Source organism: Stenotrophomonas maltophilia, from assembly GCF_002799155.1.
In the GTDB taxonomy this organism is placed as follows: Bacteria; Pseudomonadota; Gammaproteobacteria; order Xanthomonadales; family Xanthomonadaceae; genus Stenotrophomonas; species Stenotrophomonas maltophilia_R.
In genome coordinates, this window is record NZ_NERD01000002.1 from 3,787,613 (window position 1) to 3,802,587 (window position 14,975).

Annotated in this window: 15 protein-coding genes; all 15 read right to left on the bottom strand. The window is 68.9% G+C overall.

The window, feature by feature from the left end:
- Positions 1-126: 126 nt before the first annotated feature.
- The 15 genes from B9Y82_RS18060 to B9Y82_RS18130 all read right to left on the bottom strand — a co-directional run bounded on the left by B9Y82_RS18060 (position 127) and on the right by B9Y82_RS18130 (position 14,969).
- The gene (locus B9Y82_RS18060; RefSeq protein ID WP_100474669.1) at positions 127-567 is read right to left on the bottom strand and encodes an excinuclease ATPase subunit; all 441 of its coding nucleotides are present in this window, start codon (positions 565-567) and stop codon (positions 127-129) included.
- A gap of 74 nt (positions 568-641) precedes the next feature.
- Complete coding sequence (locus B9Y82_RS18065) at positions 642-1,880, bottom strand: beta-ketoacyl-ACP synthase (RefSeq protein ID WP_100474672.1); 1,239 nt, start codon at positions 1,878-1,880, stop codon at positions 642-644.
- Positions 1,880-2,611 carry a 3-ketoacyl-ACP reductase FabG2 gene (locus tag B9Y82_RS18070; RefSeq protein ID WP_100474675.1) on the bottom strand — a complete coding sequence of 244 codons (732 nt, stop codon included), beginning with the start codon at positions 2,609-2,611 and terminating at the stop codon, positions 1,880-1,882. The genes B9Y82_RS18065 and B9Y82_RS18070 overlap by 1 nt, the downstream gene beginning before the upstream one ends.
- A complete protein-coding gene (locus B9Y82_RS18075) occupies positions 2,608-3,063 on the bottom strand; it encodes a hotdog family protein (protein WP_100474678.1) in 456 nt (151 codons plus the stop codon). Before B9Y82_RS18075 ends, B9Y82_RS18070 begins: the two co-directional genes overlap by 4 nt.
- Entirely contained in the window at positions 3,060-4,244 is a 1,185-nt protein-coding gene (locus tag B9Y82_RS18080) for a beta-ketoacyl-ACP synthase (RefSeq protein WP_100474681.1), read from the bottom strand. The genes B9Y82_RS18075 and B9Y82_RS18080 overlap by 4 nt, the downstream gene beginning before the upstream one ends.
- On the bottom strand, positions 4,241-4,798 hold the full coding sequence (locus B9Y82_RS18085; protein ID WP_100474683.1) for a DUF3261 domain-containing protein: 558 nt from the start codon (positions 4,796-4,798) through the stop codon (positions 4,241-4,243). Before B9Y82_RS18085 ends, B9Y82_RS18080 begins: the two co-directional genes overlap by 4 nt.
- Complete coding sequence (locus tag B9Y82_RS18090; RefSeq protein WP_100474686.1) at positions 4,786-6,036, bottom strand: NAD(P)/FAD-dependent oxidoreductase; 1,251 nt, start codon at positions 6,034-6,036, stop codon at positions 4,786-4,788. Before B9Y82_RS18090 ends, B9Y82_RS18085 begins: the two co-directional genes overlap by 13 nt.
- Positions 6,037-6,090: 54 nt before the next feature.
- Complete coding sequence (locus tag B9Y82_RS18095) at positions 6,091-8,466, bottom strand: MMPL family transporter (protein WP_100474689.1); 2,376 nt, start codon at positions 8,464-8,466, stop codon at positions 6,091-6,093.
- Positions 8,438-9,061, bottom strand: a complete 624-nt coding sequence (locus B9Y82_RS18100; RefSeq protein ID WP_202908164.1) for a LolA family protein — start codon at positions 9,059-9,061, stop codon at positions 8,438-8,440. The genes B9Y82_RS18095 and B9Y82_RS18100 overlap by 29 nt, the downstream gene beginning before the upstream one ends.
- Before the next feature lie 2 nt (positions 9,062-9,063).
- Positions 9,064-9,495 (bottom strand): acyl-CoA thioesterase, encoded by a 432-nt coding sequence (locus B9Y82_RS18105; RefSeq protein ID WP_014038931.1) that lies wholly within the window; start codon positions 9,493-9,495, stop codon positions 9,064-9,066.
- Positions 9,482-11,032: an HAL/PAL/TAL family ammonia-lyase gene (locus B9Y82_RS18110; RefSeq protein ID WP_032960620.1), complete on the bottom strand. Its 1,551-nt coding sequence runs from the start codon at positions 11,030-11,032 to the stop codon at positions 9,482-9,484. The genes B9Y82_RS18105 and B9Y82_RS18110 overlap by 14 nt, the downstream gene beginning before the upstream one ends.
- Positions 11,022-11,963, bottom strand: a complete 942-nt coding sequence (locus B9Y82_RS18115; RefSeq protein ID WP_100474695.1) for an acyltransferase — start codon at positions 11,961-11,963, stop codon at positions 11,022-11,024. Before B9Y82_RS18115 ends, B9Y82_RS18110 begins: the two co-directional genes overlap by 11 nt.
- Position 11,964: 1 nt before the next feature.
- The gene (locus B9Y82_RS18120) at positions 11,965-12,750 is read right to left on the bottom strand and encodes a glycosyltransferase family 2 protein (protein WP_100474698.1); all 786 of its coding nucleotides are present in this window, start codon (positions 12,748-12,750) and stop codon (positions 11,965-11,967) included.
- Positions 12,740-14,425 (bottom strand): AMP-binding protein, encoded by a 1,686-nt coding sequence (locus tag B9Y82_RS18125; protein WP_100474701.1) that lies wholly within the window; start codon positions 14,423-14,425, stop codon positions 12,740-12,742. The genes B9Y82_RS18120 and B9Y82_RS18125 overlap by 11 nt, the downstream gene beginning before the upstream one ends.
- The gene (locus B9Y82_RS18130; protein ID WP_100474704.1) at positions 14,418-14,969 is read right to left on the bottom strand and encodes a hypothetical protein; all 552 of its coding nucleotides are present in this window, start codon (positions 14,967-14,969) and stop codon (positions 14,418-14,420) included. The genes B9Y82_RS18125 and B9Y82_RS18130 overlap by 8 nt, the downstream gene beginning before the upstream one ends.
- Between the last annotated feature and the right edge of the window lie 6 nt (positions 14,970-14,975).

Genomic DNA, 14,975 nt, shown 5'->3' on the forward strand with positions numbered 1-14,975 from the left:
TGTGTCGGAAAGCCGACACCGGGGAAAGCCGTCAGCCGACGATGGCGGCGTGATCGACGGCGTTTCCCCAGCGGGGTTCAGCAATGTGGCGGCGGCGTTCAGCCAGCACCGCCGCCGCACGGGCGCTTACTTGACCTTGGCGTAGGTGCCCTTCAGCGCAACGCCGGCCAGGATGGCGCCGGCGTAGCACTCGTAGTTGGTGCTGCTCTTGAACTCGTTCTTCTTGTAGTAGCTGACGATGTCGACCACGGCGTTGGCGCCGCGCGACTTGGCACCGTCCTGCAATGCGCGCAGCGCCGACAGTGCGACCCAGCGGCAGGCCTCGGCATCGCTCTTGTTGGCGGCGTTGGTCTTCTTGTTGGTCACGTCCTCGCCCAGGCGCTGCTGCACGCTGACCGGCTGGCCGGCCAGGTAGAAGCGGACGCTGCCGTCGATGCCGGCGTCCTTGGCGGCCTGCGAATTGACCAGTTCCTGCAGGGACTGCTCCACGCGGGTATCGCGGGCAGAAGCGGTGGAGGACAGGGCCAGCAGCGCGGTGGCGGTGGCGATCATGAGAGTGCGGCGCATCGGAACATCTCCTTGTCGAAGGTGCGGGTGGGTAGCGGAAACAGTGCGGTGGGTGGTGGATCAGCGGCGGTGGATCACTCGCGCCATCGGCGGAACACCAGCGAGGTGTTGATGCCGCCGAAGGCGAAGTTGTTGCTCATCACGTACTCGGCCTGCAGTTCGCGGCCCTGTCCGGTGATGAAGTCGAGCTGGCCACAGCGCGGATCGACCTCGGCCAGGTTCAGGGTCGGCGCGAACCAGCCGGCGCGCATCATCTCGATGCTCAGCCAGGCCTCGAACGCACCACATGCACCCAGCATGTGGCCGACGTAGCTCTTCAGCGAGCTGATCGGCACGCGGCTGCCGAACACCTGCGCGGTCGCCTGGGTTTCGGCGATGTCACCGTGGTCGGTGGCAGTGCCGTGCGCGTTGACGTAGTCGATCTGCGCCGGCTCCAGGCCGGCATCCTCCAGCGCCAGGCGCATGGCCTGGGCCATGGTGTCGGCGCTGGGCTGGGTGACGTGCTGGCCATCGCTGTTGGTGCCGTAGCCGACCACCTCGGCAAGGATGGTGGCGCCGCGTGCCTGCGCGTGCTCCAGGTCTTCCAGGATCAATGTGCAGGCGCCCTCGCCCAGCACCAGGCCGTCACGACCGGCATCGAACGGGCGCGGGGTGGTCTGCGGTGCGTCATTGCGCACGCTGGTGGCGAACAACGTGTCGAACACCGCTGCTGCGGTGGCATCGAGCTGCTCGGCGCCGCCGGCCACCATCACCGTCTGCTTGCCACTGCGGATCGCTTCATAGGCCGCGCCCACGCCCTGGCTGCCGGAAGTGCAGGCACTGGAGGTGGTGTAGACGCGCCCGGACAACCCGAAGAACACGCCGATGTTGACCGGCGCCGTGTGGCTCATCATCTTCAGGTAGGTGGTGGCGCTGATGCCGTCGGTGGTGAATTCGTTGAGCATGCGACCGAATTCGCCGGTAGCCTCATGGCTGCCCGAGGACGAGCCGTAGGCCACGCCGGTGCGGCCGCTGCGCAGTACCGGGTGCTCGTGCAGGCCGGCTTCGCGCAGCGCCACCTCGGTGGCGCGCACCGACATGATCGCGACCTTGCCCATCGAGCGGGTGGTCTTGCGGTTGTAGTTCGGCGGCAGCTCGAAGTCCTGCGCCGGCGCGGCCAGCTTGGTGTTCAGCCCGGCATAGACGTCCCATTCGGGCATCGTGCGCACGGCATTGCGGCAGCTGCGCAGGTGCGCCTCGATGGTGGGCCAGTCGTGGCCGAGCGGACTGATGGCGGCGGCACCGGTAACCACCACGCGACGATCGGCGGCCATCAGAGCATGCCCCCGTTCACCGAGATCACCTGGCGGGTGATGTAGCCGGCCGGTTCGGACAGCAGGAAGGCAACCGTGGCTGCCACTTCCTCCGGCCGACCGACACGGCCGGCGGGAATCAGCTTGAGCGCATGTTCGATCACTTCATCGTTGAGCATTTCGGTCTCGATCAGGCCCGGGGCCACGCAGTTGACGGTGATCTGGCGGCTGGCCAGTTCCAGCGCCAGTGCCTTGGTGGCACCGATGATGCCGGCCTTGGCCGCGCTGTAGTTGACCTGGCCGCGGTTGCCGGCCAGCCCGGACACCGACGACAGGGTGACGATGCGGCCCGGCTTGCGCCGCCGCACCATCGGCATGATCAGCGGATGCAGCACGTTGTAGAAGCCATCCAGGTTGGTGTGGATGACCTGGTCCCAATCCTCCGCCGACAGCGCCGGGAAGGCGCCATCGCGGGCGATGCCGGCATTGCAGACCACGCCGTAGTACGCGCCGTGTGCTTCGACATCGGCCTCCAGCGCAGCGCGTGCGGCCTCGCGGTCGGCTACGTCGAACGCCAGCACGCGGGCCTGCCGGCCCAGGGCCTGGATCTCGGCCACCACGGCCTGTGCCTCTTCCACGCGGCTGCGGCAATGCACCACCACGTCGAAGCCATCACGCGCGATGCGCAGCGCGATGGCCCGGCCGATACCCCGGCTGGCGCCGGTCACCAGCACGCTTCGATTCCCTGTCATGCCTGTCCACTCTCCAGATAGGCCATCGCATCGGCCGGTTCGAACACCGATACGTTGGCTGTCGCCCATTCGTCCTCGCCCGCCAGGATGCGGCAGGCGAACATCCCCAATCCATTGTCACCCAACAGCTCGCAGCGCGCCTGTACGCGCAGCCGGGTGCCACTGGGAAAGCCGCTGCAGCGGCTGCTGTAGCGCCGGCTGCCGAGCAGGAAGCCGAGCTGCGGTGGCTTGCCGGCCGCACGCGCTCGGCAGCCGGCCCAGGCCGCGATGGCCTGCGCCATGTATTCGATGCCGACCCACGCCGGCACCTCGCCGTTCTCCACGAACAGGCCGGCCTCGGGCACCACCAGTTCGGCCTCGATGGCGTCCTGGTCCCACCGCGTGATGCGCTCCAGCAGGCACATGTCCTGGCGGTGCGGGACCACGTCTTCGATCGCGTACAGCGTGTTCATCGGCGCTCCAGCGCCAGCACGGCATTGCTGCCGCCGAAGGCGAACGAATTGCTCAGCACCCGCCGCGGGGGGTGCGCCAGGCGGAAGCCCGGCACGACCAGCGGCAGCACCGGCAATGCGGGATCGGCCACGCCGTCCCACCAGTGGGGCGGCAGCAGCTGCTGTGGGTTCTCGGCCAGCAGGATCCAGCATAGTGCCGCCTCGATCGCACCCGAGGCGCCCAGCGTATGGCCGGTCAATGGCTTGGTCGAACTGGCCGGCACGCTGTTGCCCAGCACCTGCGAGACCGCCAGGCTTTCCATCGCATCGTTGTGGCCGGTGGCGGTGCCATGCAGGTTCACGTAGTCCACTTCGTCGGCCGCCCAGCCGGCACGCAGCAGCGCCTGCTGCAGGGCATCGATGGCGCCCAGCCCCTGCGGATCGGGGGCCGACATGTGGTGCGCATCGGCCGACTCGCCCCACCCGGCCAGGCATACCGGGCCGGGCTCGCGGGTGAGCAGGAACAACGCCGCCCCCTCGCCGATGTTGATGCCGGCGCGATGCTGCGAGAACGGATTGCAGCGCAATGCCGATACCGATTCCAGCGCGCTGAAGCCGGCCACGGTGAAACGGCACAGCGAATCGGCGCCCCCGGCGATCACCGCATCGACGATGCCGGCGCGCAGCATGCGCGCGGCCGACATCAGCGCTTTGGCGCTGGACGAGCAGGCGGTGGACAGGGTCCATGCCGGCCCCTGCGCGCCACTGCGCTGGCGCACGAACTGCGCGGCAGTGCCCATTTCCTGCTGGGCGTAGTCGAAGCCCTGCGGCCACTGGCCCTGTTCGGCGTGGCTGCGCAGGGCCTGCTCGGATTCACCGATGCCGGAGGTGCTGGTACCCAGCACCACCGCCACGCGCTCGGCGCCATGGCGGGCAATCGCGGCGGCCACTGCCGGTGCGATCTGCGCCAGTGCCACGTCCAGCAGGGCGTTGTTGCGCCCGCGCAGGGCCACCGGCAGGTCATCCAGCGTCGGCAGCGGCGTGCGGACTTCTCCCAGCGCCAGGGTACGTCCCGGCAACAGGCTGTCGTTGTCACTGAGCCCGCCCGGCGCGTCGGCGAACAGTGCCGACGTCACAGCGGCACGGCCATCGCCGAGCGCACAGACCACGCCCAGATCATTCAGGTAGATCGGTGCACTCATGGGTCCTGCCCGGCCATGTCGATCGACTCGATGCGCAGGGCGTAGCCTTCGGCGCGGTTGTCCAGCTGCACGCTGCCATCGTCCAGGCGCTGCAGCTGCAGCCACACCGTGCCGTCGCGCGACAGGCTGCGCTGATGACCGTCATCGCTGACATTCCAACCTGCTGGCAACGCGGCGGCAATGGCCGCGGTCGGCCACAGCGCGAACTGCAGGTCATCCAGCACACGTTCGGCACGCACCTGTGGCGGCAGCCACGGCGCGCGCTGCTGGGTCAGTTGCTGGCCGTCCCACTGCAGGCGCACGCCGGTCTGCCCCATCGCCTGCACCGCCAGCCGCACCTGCTGCGCGTCGGCTTCCAGCAAGGCGTCGAGGTCGCGCTCATGGCTGCCGAAACGGAAATGCAGCTGTTGCTGCAGCGCCAACGGCGACGGCAGGCTGGCCGGCGACAGGCGCAGCGGCGGCAGTTCCACCTGCGGCTTCGGCATGCGGCCGGCACAGGCCACCAGCAGCAGGCACAACAGCACGGCCACGGTACGGGCGATCACGCGCTGCACAGCTGCTCCAGCACGCGCATGCGGCGGCCGCTTTCGTCGGCCACATACGGATTGTTGGTGTCCCAGGCGTAGCCGGCCAGGATGGAACTGATCATGTCGCGCACTTCGGGCTGTTGCTGCGGGTGGTAGATGATCTTCTGGAACCCGCCTTCGTACCAGCTTTCGACGAAGCGGCGGAAGGTCTTCACACCGGCACGCAGCGGGATCGAGAACTCGGCTTCCCAGTCGATGGTTTCACCGGCATAACGGCGCGCCAGGCATTCGCTGGCCAACTGCGCCGACTTGAAGGCGATGGTGACGCCGGAGGAGAACACCGGGTCGAGGAACTCGCCGGCATTGCCCAGCAGGGCGTAGCCCGGGCCCCACAGCGAGCTGACATTGGCCGAGTAGCCGGTGATGCGGCGTACCGGCAGCACCGCCCATTCGGCATTGGCCAGCAGGCGGGTCAGGTTGGGGTCCTCGCCAACGATGGCCTGCAGCTTCTGCAGGTCGTCGCCCTCGTAGCGTTCGAAGAACGACGGTTCGGCAACCACGCCCAGCGAGCAGCAGCCGTTGGAGAACGGGATCGTCCAGTACCAGACGTCGATGTGCTCGGGGTGGGTGGTGATCAGGATCTTGTTGCGGTCGAAGTCCGCTTCAGCCGGAATGTTGTCGCGCACGTGGCAGAAGATCGCGCCACGCACCGGGAAATTGGACGGCGATTCCAGCTGCAGCAGGCGCGGCAGCAGGCGCGCGAAACCGGACGCATCCAGGATGAAATCGGCCTCGATGCGGTACTCGCTGCCGTCCGGGCGACGCACGGTCACCGCCGGTTGCTCGCCCGGCTCGACCGCAAGCACTTCATCGCCGAAGCGCAGCGTGGTGCCCATGCGCTCGGCGCCGCGCGCCAGCACGTTGTCGAAGTCGGCGCGCTGCACCTGGTAGGTGGTGCCCCAGCCTGGCGAGAACTTCTTCCTGAAGTCGAACGCGGTGCGCGCCTCGCCATGCACGAAGGCAGCGCCGTTCTTGTGCTGGAAACCTGCTTCGACCACGTCCTGCAACAGCCCGGCGGCTTCGATGTATTCCATGCTTTGCGGAAGCAGGCTTTCACCGATGGAGAAGCGCGGGAACTGCTGGCGCTCCAGCATCAGCACCTGGCGGCCCTGCTGGCGCAGCATCGCCGCGGCCACGGAGCCGGCCGGGCCGGCGCCGATGATCAGGATTTCAGTACGTTCGACAGCATCCACAGCAGTATTCATCGGTGCGTCCTTGTTGCTCGATCAAGTGGAAAGTAAGGAGGTCGGAGAACCGGCTCAGGCCGGCGGCAGATCGTGCGGCGGCGGCCGGAACAACGGCGAGATCAGCCAGACCAGGCCAATGCCGAACAGCAGGGTCAGGCCGAACGCGCGCAGCGCCGGCGTCTGCGACAGTCCCAGCAGGCCGAACGACAGCCAGGTACTGGCGGCACCCACGCACACCGCCAGCCACGCGCTGGCATCGCCGCGGTGCTCGATCAGGAAGATGCCGTAGTCGATGCCCATGCCCAGCAGCAGCATCAGTGCCAGCACGTTGAACAGTTGCAGCGGCTGGCCGAACAGGCCCAGCAGGCCCAGGGTCAGCGCGCCGGCAACCAGGGTCGGGGCGAACACGCGCCAGGCCTGGTGGCGGTAACGCAGCCACAGCGCACCGAACACCAGCACGATGCCGACCAGCAGCAGCCCACCCATCAGCTTGCGGTAGTGGCCCAGCAGCTGCGAGAAGTCGGCGGTGCGGTCCACCCAGCGCACACCCGCCAGGCCCTCGGCCGCCCCACGCAGGGTGGCCAGCGCATCGGCGCGCGACAGGTCATCGACCATCACCACGCTGATCATCTGCCCACCGACCTTGCCTACCCACAGATGACGGAACGGCTGCGAGGCCGGCGAGGCCAGGAACGCCTCGGCAGTCAGCGGCGTGGCGGCGAAGTCCGGGCGCGGCAGGGGTTCGCCGACCGCATCGGACACCGCAGCCAGCACGCCCGGTTCCACCTTCGCGGTCAGCGCGGCGTCGGCCTGCTGGCGCGCCGGCGACGGCAACCAGTCGCTGATCGCGCGGTAGCCACCAATGCGCTTCTCATTGGCCAATACACGCAGGCGTTCAGTCAGCGCTTCCTCACGCTGCAGCAGCTGTGCGGCGTCACTGCCCTGCACCAGGTAGAACTGCGCCGGGCTGGGCATGCCCAGCAGCTGGCTCAGGCGGATCTGCTGGGCCATCAATGCCGGCGGCGAGGACTGCAGGCTGCGCAGGTCGTCATTGCTCTGCAGGCGGGCAATACCGATGGCAGACAGCGCCAGCGTGATCACCAGGAACATCGTCACCCTGCGGCGGCCATGCAGGCGCGGGAAGCGCTCCAGCGTGTTGCCCAGCCACTGCGAGAAACGGGTCTGGCGGATCTCGCCGCCATCCAGCCACGGGAACCAGAAGATCACGGTAAGGAAGGCGGCAGCCAGGCCGACCACCGAGAACAGCGCCATCTGGCGCAGGCCCGGGAACGGCGCCAGGCCCAGTGCCACGTAGGCCAGCGCGCTGGTCAGCAGGGCCAGCCACAGGCCCGGCAACAGGTGACGCAGCAGTTTCCAGCGGCGATCGGCCGGCTCGGCCTGGCGCGAGGCAAACCAGTGGATGCCGTAATCCTCGGCCACGCCCACCAGCGAGGCACCGAACACGAGGGTGAGCACGTGCACCTTGCCGAACACCAGCACCGTCACCGCCAGCGCCACGCCACAGCCAATCAGCAACGATGCGGCGACCAGCAGGATCGGCCGCAGCGAGCGGAACGCCAGCCATACCAGCAGCAGCACCGCGGCCAGCGAGCCCCAGCCGATGGTGTTGATCTCCTGGTTGGCCTGCACCGCAGCCGCCTCGGCGTGCAGCGGCACGCCGGCATGCAGGATTTCCAGCTCGGGCGCCGCCGCCCTGGCGGCCTGCCCGGCGCGCTCCAGCAGGCCATCGAGATGGCGCTCACCATCGAGCTGGAACGCCGAACCCGGCGTGTCGAACTGCAGCGCGGCCCAATGCTTGCCTTCGGCCTCGAGCAGGCCGTCGTCCCCCAGCCGCAATCCTGAACCCTGTGCCTGCTGCTGCCACCATTGCGGCCACAGCGACAACGGGTCTTGCCGCCAGTCGGTCAGGCGCGGGGCGCCCATCGGGCCGTACAGCGCAGCCAAGGCCTGCTCGGCCAACGCGGCCGGCTCGCTGACCTGCAGCTGCTCGCGCTGGGCGGGGGTCAACAGGCGGTCGCGGTACGGCGCGTAGAACGCGCGCGCCTCATCGAACCAGCCTTCGATCGAACCGCTGGGCACCAGCAAGGCGTGGTCGGCGTCCTTGGCCATGGCCGCGGCAAAGGCGGCCTGCGCACGCTTGGCGGCGGCGCCGTCCTTGCTGCCGAGCAGCACCACCACCTGCCGCGAGCTGCCATCTGCGATGCGCCGGGTGACGTCGCTCAGCAGGCGGTCATGCGCATCCTGCGGCAACAGCGCGAGGATGTCGGTGTCGATCCGCGATTGCTGGCTCCACAGCTGCCACTGCTGTGCGCCCAGCACCAGCAGCAGCACCAGCCAGGCGATGCCCAGCCAGTGCCACCAGCGCCGCAACCGCTCCGGTGCATTCGATGCCACGGCCTCACTCAAAGCGGCGCGCCTCGTCCGCATCGAGCGTGGCCGGCGCCTCGCTCAATGCGCTGAACTGGATCTGCGTGCGGTCCTTGTTGGCCTCCACGATCTCGACCTGGCGCACGTAGCGGTCGCCCTGCAGGGTCAGCGATTCGAAAGCCTTGGCCAGCATCGCCGACTTCGGCGTCAGGCGCAGCCGCCAGCCCTGCCCTTCACGGCTGGCCGCCACCTTGAACTGGCTGGACAGCGCCTGCACGTCGCCGCTCATCAGCGCGAACATGATCGCGTTCACCGAACGCATCGCCGGCTGCTGCCGCGCATCGAGCTCGACGCGGGTGCTGCCATCGCGCTGGCGGCTGAGGATGCGGTCGGCGGTGACCACCACCTCGGAGGGGAACGGCTTGAGCGTGGACCAGATCACGCCGTGCTGGCGCGCGACCACGAACCGGCCCTGCGAGCGCAACGGGTTCTTGAAGCCGCTGACCTGCTTTTCCTGGCTGAACTGGCCGCGCAGCACGTCCGGCCGCGCCACCGCCTGGGTGATCGCATCGATGGCGGGGTCGGCCGCCTGCACCTGCGGTGCGGCAACGAACATCAGCGCGCACAGCAGCACGCTCGGAAGACGGGCAAGCATGTTCACGGGGCAGGCACTCCCAGGCGTTCCCACAGTACCGGCGGGCACTGGTACAGCATTTCCTTGCTGGCCGCGTCCACCGCGACCTGGATGGTCATCGCGCGGGTCAGCACCTGGCCGCTCTGCGCATCGACGATTTCGTACTCGATCTTCAGCCGGTTCTCCCATTCCACGATGCGCGCGATCACGCGCAGCGCCTGGTTGAACAGCAACGGGCGCACGTACTTCACCCGGGCATCGACCACCGGCCACAGGTAGCCCGATTCGAGCATCTGCGGGTAATCGTAGTCGTAGCGCCCGAGCAGCGCACAGCGCGCGATCTCGAAGTACTTGAAGTAGTTGCCATGCCAGACCACGTTCATCGGATCGCAGTCATGGAAGGCAGGGGTCAGCGCAATCTCGCCGACCCGTTCGATGGCCTCATTCACCGGCATACAGCTCCCAACGTTGCGCGCGGATCTCCACCAGCAGTTCCCGCAGTTCGCGATCCAGCGCGCGGTCTTCTTCAACCAGGGCGATGCGCTGCCCGAGGTCGGCGTACATGTCGGCCAGACTGCCATGCAGCTGCGCGTTCAGGCCAACCCGTTCGCGCAGCGCCAGGCCCTGGCGGGCGGCGATCAGCATCGCGGCCACCACCTGTTCAGTCAGCTCGATCACGCGCAGGCAGTCGCGCGCGGCGATGGTGCCCATGCTGACCTTGTCCTGGTTGTGGCACTCGGTGGAACGCGAGAACACGCTGGCCGGCATGGTCTGCTTGAGCGCTTCGGCAGTCCAGGCCGAAACACTGATCTGCAGCGCCTTCAAGCCATGGTTGATGGCTGCGCGCGGGCCGGTGGCCGCCGACAGGTTGGCCGGCAGGCCGTGGTTGTAGCGGGCATCAACCACCAGTGCCAGCTGCCGGTCGAGCAGATCGGCAACGTTGGCCACGGTGTTCTTCAGGGTGTCCATCGCCAGCGCGATGTGGCCGCCGTAGAAATGGCCGCCGTGCAGGATGCGCTCGCCATCGGCGTCGATCAGCGGGTTGTCGTTGGCGCTGTTCAGCTCGGTTTCGATCAGCTGGCGCAGGAACGGCAGGCTGTCCTCCAGCACGCCGATCACGTGCGGTGCGCAGCGCAGCGAGTAGCGGTCCTGCAGGCGCTGTTCATTGCGCGGCGGACGCTCGCTGTGCAGGTCGCTGCGCAGGCGCGCGGCGATGCGGCCCTGGCCCGGGTGCGGCTTGGCCGCGAACAGGGTTTCGTCGAAGTGGTGCGCGTTGCCGTCGCTGGCCAGCACGTTGAACGCGGTCAGGCGTGTCGCCATGCGCGCCAGGTAATCGGCGCGCTGCCAGGCCAGGCAGGCCAGGCCGGTCATCACCGCGGTGCCGTTCATGATCGCCAGGCCTTCCTTCGGCCGCAGCTTCAGCGGGGTCATGCCGATCTTCGCCAGCACCTCCGCCGCCGGCTGCACGCGACCGTCGTGCAGCACCTCGCGCTCACCGCACAGCACCGCCGCCACGTATGAAAGTGGCGTCAGGTCACCGCTGGCACCCACCGAGCCTTCGGCCGGAATCATCGGCAGCACGTCGTGCTGCAGCAGCGTGGCCAAGCCTTCCAGCAGCGGCACGCTGACACCGGACATGCCGCGCACCAGCGACGCCAGGCGCGCGGCCAGCACGGCGCGGGTCTCGACCGGGTCCAGGTAACGGCCCAGGCCGCAGCCGTGGTAGGTGTACAGGTGGTGCGGCAGTTCCGCCACCAGCGCCGGCGGGATGTTCACCGTGCACGAGTCGCCGTAGCCGGTGGTCACACCGTAGATCACGCCGTCCTCGCGCAGCAGGCGGTCGAGGAAATCGGCACCGCGCTGGATGTGCGCGCGGAACGCCGGCGCGTCGCTCAGTGCGGCCTCGCACTGGCGCTGGGCCAGGGCAACCACGTCTTCAATGGTCAACGGTGCATCGCCAAAGCGGCACACGGGTACGGCGTCAGTCGTCATGCGGAGCCTGATCCCAGAAGGGGAAGAAATTGAACCAGTCCAACGGGGACTGGATGACCTGGAGTTCCAGCCAGCGCGCGAAGCGCTGTGCCTGTTCGGCCAGTGCGGCGTCGCGCGAGCCACGCGGCAGCACGATGCGCTCGGCGAACTGTTCAAATGCCACGCGATAGCCCTCGCCCTGGTGCAGGCAGGCCATGGTGTAGACCGGGCAACCGAGCGCGGCGGCGAGCACATAGGCGCCGATCGGGAACGGCGCGCGGTGGCCAAGGAATTCAGCGGTGACGCTGCGGCCGCCCTGTACCGGCGTGCGGTCGCCAACGATGGCGACGAAGCCACCCGCCGCCACGCGCTCAGCCAGCATCACCGCAGTGGCCGGCCCCATTTCGGTCACCTGCACCAGTTCCACCGCCGCCAGCGGGTCCAGCCGCTGCAGCAGGCGGTTGAAGCGCTGCGCGTGCGCGGTATGCACCAGCACGGTGATGCGGAACCCCGGCACCTGTTCGGCCAGCACCTGGCACAGTTCCAGGCAGCCGATGTGCGCGGTGAGGATCAGCCCGCCTTCGCGGCGCGCGATCTTTTCCAGCACCAGGTCGCGATGCAGGTGGATGCGTCCGGCCGGATAACGCCCGCCCAGCCCGAGGATCTTGTCCAGCATCGTGTCGGCAAACGCGAAGAAGTGGCGCAGGCTGTCACGCCGGGTCGGCGTGCGGCCGAGCGCGCCACTGTGCGCCTGCAGACGCTGCAGGTACTGCATCGAGGCCTGGCGTCCAACGCGGTTGCCCAGCCAATGGCAGGCCACCACCGGCCACACGCACAGGCGGAACGGCCAGCGCCCGAACCAGCGGTGCACCCAGCACAGGAACAGCACGCCGGCCACCGAGGTGGATTCGCCGATGTCGGCCCAGTGCGGGGCACCCTGCGCGGCCGCCATCTCAGCGCTGCCCCCGCAGGCGGCGCCACAGCAGGCGGCGCCACAGCAGGCGCGGTGCGCGCCAGAGCATGCCGAAGAACAGGCGGGTATGCATCCGGCTGATGCGCACGTTGTCACGCCACACATCGAAGTGCGACACGCCATCGGATGGATAGGTCACGCGCGTGGCCAGATGCTCGACCGGCAGTTGCCGCCAATACAGGCGCACCATCACTTCGGTATCGAAATCCATGCGCCGGCCAATGGTCTCTTCACCGATCAGGCGCAGTACCGGCGGCAGCGGATACACGCGGAAGCCGCACATGGTGTCGCGCAGGTGCAGCGACAGCGTGTTGATCCAGACCCAGATATGGGTCGCGTAGCGGCCGTACAGACGCGTCTTCGGAACACTGGCATCGTAGGCCGGAATGCCGCAGATCACCGCATCCGGCTGCGCCTGCGCCGCCTCGATGAAGCGCGGCAGGTCACCGGTGTCGTGCTGGCCGTCGGCATCGATCTGCAGCACGTGGCTGTAGCCACGCGCACCGGCCTCGGCAAAGCCGGCCAGCATCGCCCCACCTTTGCCCTGGTTGATGTCCAGGCGCAGCAGGTCGACCCCTTGGCGCTGTGCCAGCGAACGCAGCACCGCCGCGCAGGAGGCCCGCGAACCATCGTCGACCAGCAGGCAGGGCAGGCCGGCGGCCTGCACGCCGTCGACCACCGCCGCGATGGCGTGCTCGTGGTCGTAGACGGGAATCACCACCAGTGGCGCGAACGCGGCACCGGCAACGGCCGGGTCAGTCCGCATCAGCGAAAACCACCTTGCCGCTGGCATGCACGCCGTGGCTGGAGGTGTAGCGGAAGGCCAGCACGTTGCGTGCGGCATCCCAGTCCAGCTGCAGGGTCAGCTCATCGCCCGGGCGGGCCACGTGCTGGAACTTCACTGCGTCCATGCGCAGGAACGCCGCCGGCATCGCAAACGCCTGGCGGCCGAAACGCACCGCCCAGTCCAGCTGCGCCACGCCGGGCAGGATCGCCGCCTGCGTGAAGTGGCCCTGGAACGGCCTCAGCGCCGGGTCCAGGATCATGCGCAGGGTGGCGCTGGCGGCATCGCGGCGGTCCCATGACGGCACCGGCATCAGCGGTTGGAACAGCGCTGCCAGGGCGGCCTGGGTCACCTTGCCCTGCGCGTTGATCGGCAGCGACGGCACCAGGCGCCAACGGCGCGGCCGGGTCACCGCGTCATGCGCATGCGCCAGACGCGCGCCGAGGCGCTGGCCCAGCGCGCGGCGCGCGGCATCACCGCCCTCCAGCAGCGTCGGGTCAGCCGGTACCACCACCGCGGCCAGCTGCTCGCGCTGCCCGGGCAGCACCAGCACGCGCGCGTCATCCACTTCGGCGTCTTCGCGCAGCGCGCGTTCCAGCGCATCCAGCGACACGCGGCGTTCTTCGATCTTGACGATGCGGTCGGCGCGGCCCAGCAGGCGGAAGCGGCCATCGGCCAACGCTTCAACGCGGTCCTGGGTACGCCACCAGTCGGGGGTTTCCAGATGCGCCGAGGCCACCGCCAGGCAGCCGTCGCCGATCCGCCACTGCACGCCCGGCAGCGGCTGCCATGGCGGCAGGTCGGTGTCCCAGCGGCGCCAGGCGATGCCGCCAGTCTCGCTGCTGCCATAGACCTCGGTTGGGGCCACGCCCAGCCACTGCCGTACCTGCCGCGCCGCGTCTTCCGGCAGCGGGCCGCCGGAAGAGAACACCGCGCGCAGGCGGCCATGCAGGCTGGCCCAGTCGAGCTGCTCAGGCAGACGCTTGAGGTGGGCCGGCGTCGCCACCAGCACTGTGTCGGCACCAGCCAGCGCGCCCACCAGGTCTTCGTGGAAGAACCTGCGCGGATGGATCAGGCGGCCGGCGGCCAGCGGCCACAACACGCGGAACAGCAGCCCGTAGATGTGCTGGTGGGACACCGTGCCATGGACCTGCACACCCTCCATCTGCGCACCGAACGCGGCCTGCAATGCCTCCACCTCGCGCGCCAGCTGGTCCAGGCGCTTGCCGATCGCACTGGGCTGGCCGGTGCTGCCGGAGGTGAACACGCACAGTTCGCAGGCGCGCTCGTCCAGCGCCTGCAGTTCATCGTCCAGCACGGCGTCCCGCACCGCCAGCGGGTGGTAATCAGCGCAGACATCGCCCGCGAAACCGCTCACCCGCGGCTGCAGCGCCTGCAGCGTGGCCGGCAGGTTGTCGGCGGCCAGGAACACCCGCTTGCCGGCGTGCCAGGCACCGAACAGCGCTGCGGCAAAGGCCACGGCGTCGTCGAAGTACAGGGCCCAGTCGCGGCCTTCGGCGGCCGCAAAGGTGGCGCGCCAGGCCAGTACGTGCTGGCGGAAGCCGGCGTGGTCAATCACCTCCCCGTCGCAGAGGCCGACGCTGCGCTGCGGCCGTGCCTCCAGCAGCAACCGGTCCAGGGCAATCCAGTCAGCCATGCGCGTGCGCCGCCTTCACCCGCCGCCGTACCAGCCACTCACCCGCGAACAACACGCCCATCATCACGTACGCCAACAATCCGTTGTAGAGCATCCAGACCCGGTCCGACGCGTACAGCGCGGTCAGCAGGGCCAGGCTGCCGTTGAGAACGAAGAAGCCGCACCACACCTGGGTGACGCGGCGGGTATAGGCCACCGCGAACGGCGGCAGGTCCGGCTCCTGCAGCCGCGCCAGGCGCTCCACCAGCGGCGGCCCGAAGCGCAGGCTGGTGCCGAACACCACCAGCATCACCGCGTTGACCAGCGCCGGGTACAGCTTCAGCGGCAGGGCCTGGTTCAGCACGGTGGCCAGCACTGCCAGCAGGCCGGTGCCGGCGGCGGCGGCCCACCACAACGGCTGGCGCGTGCTCAGCGCACGCAGCAGGGCCAGGGTGAACAGCAGCAGCGACAGCCAGCGCGGCTCGAAGCGGCCCATCGCCAGGTACACCAGCAGCGGGTAAGCCAGCGAAATCGCTGCCACCACGACGGTACGTGCGCGAGCCATGGCGAA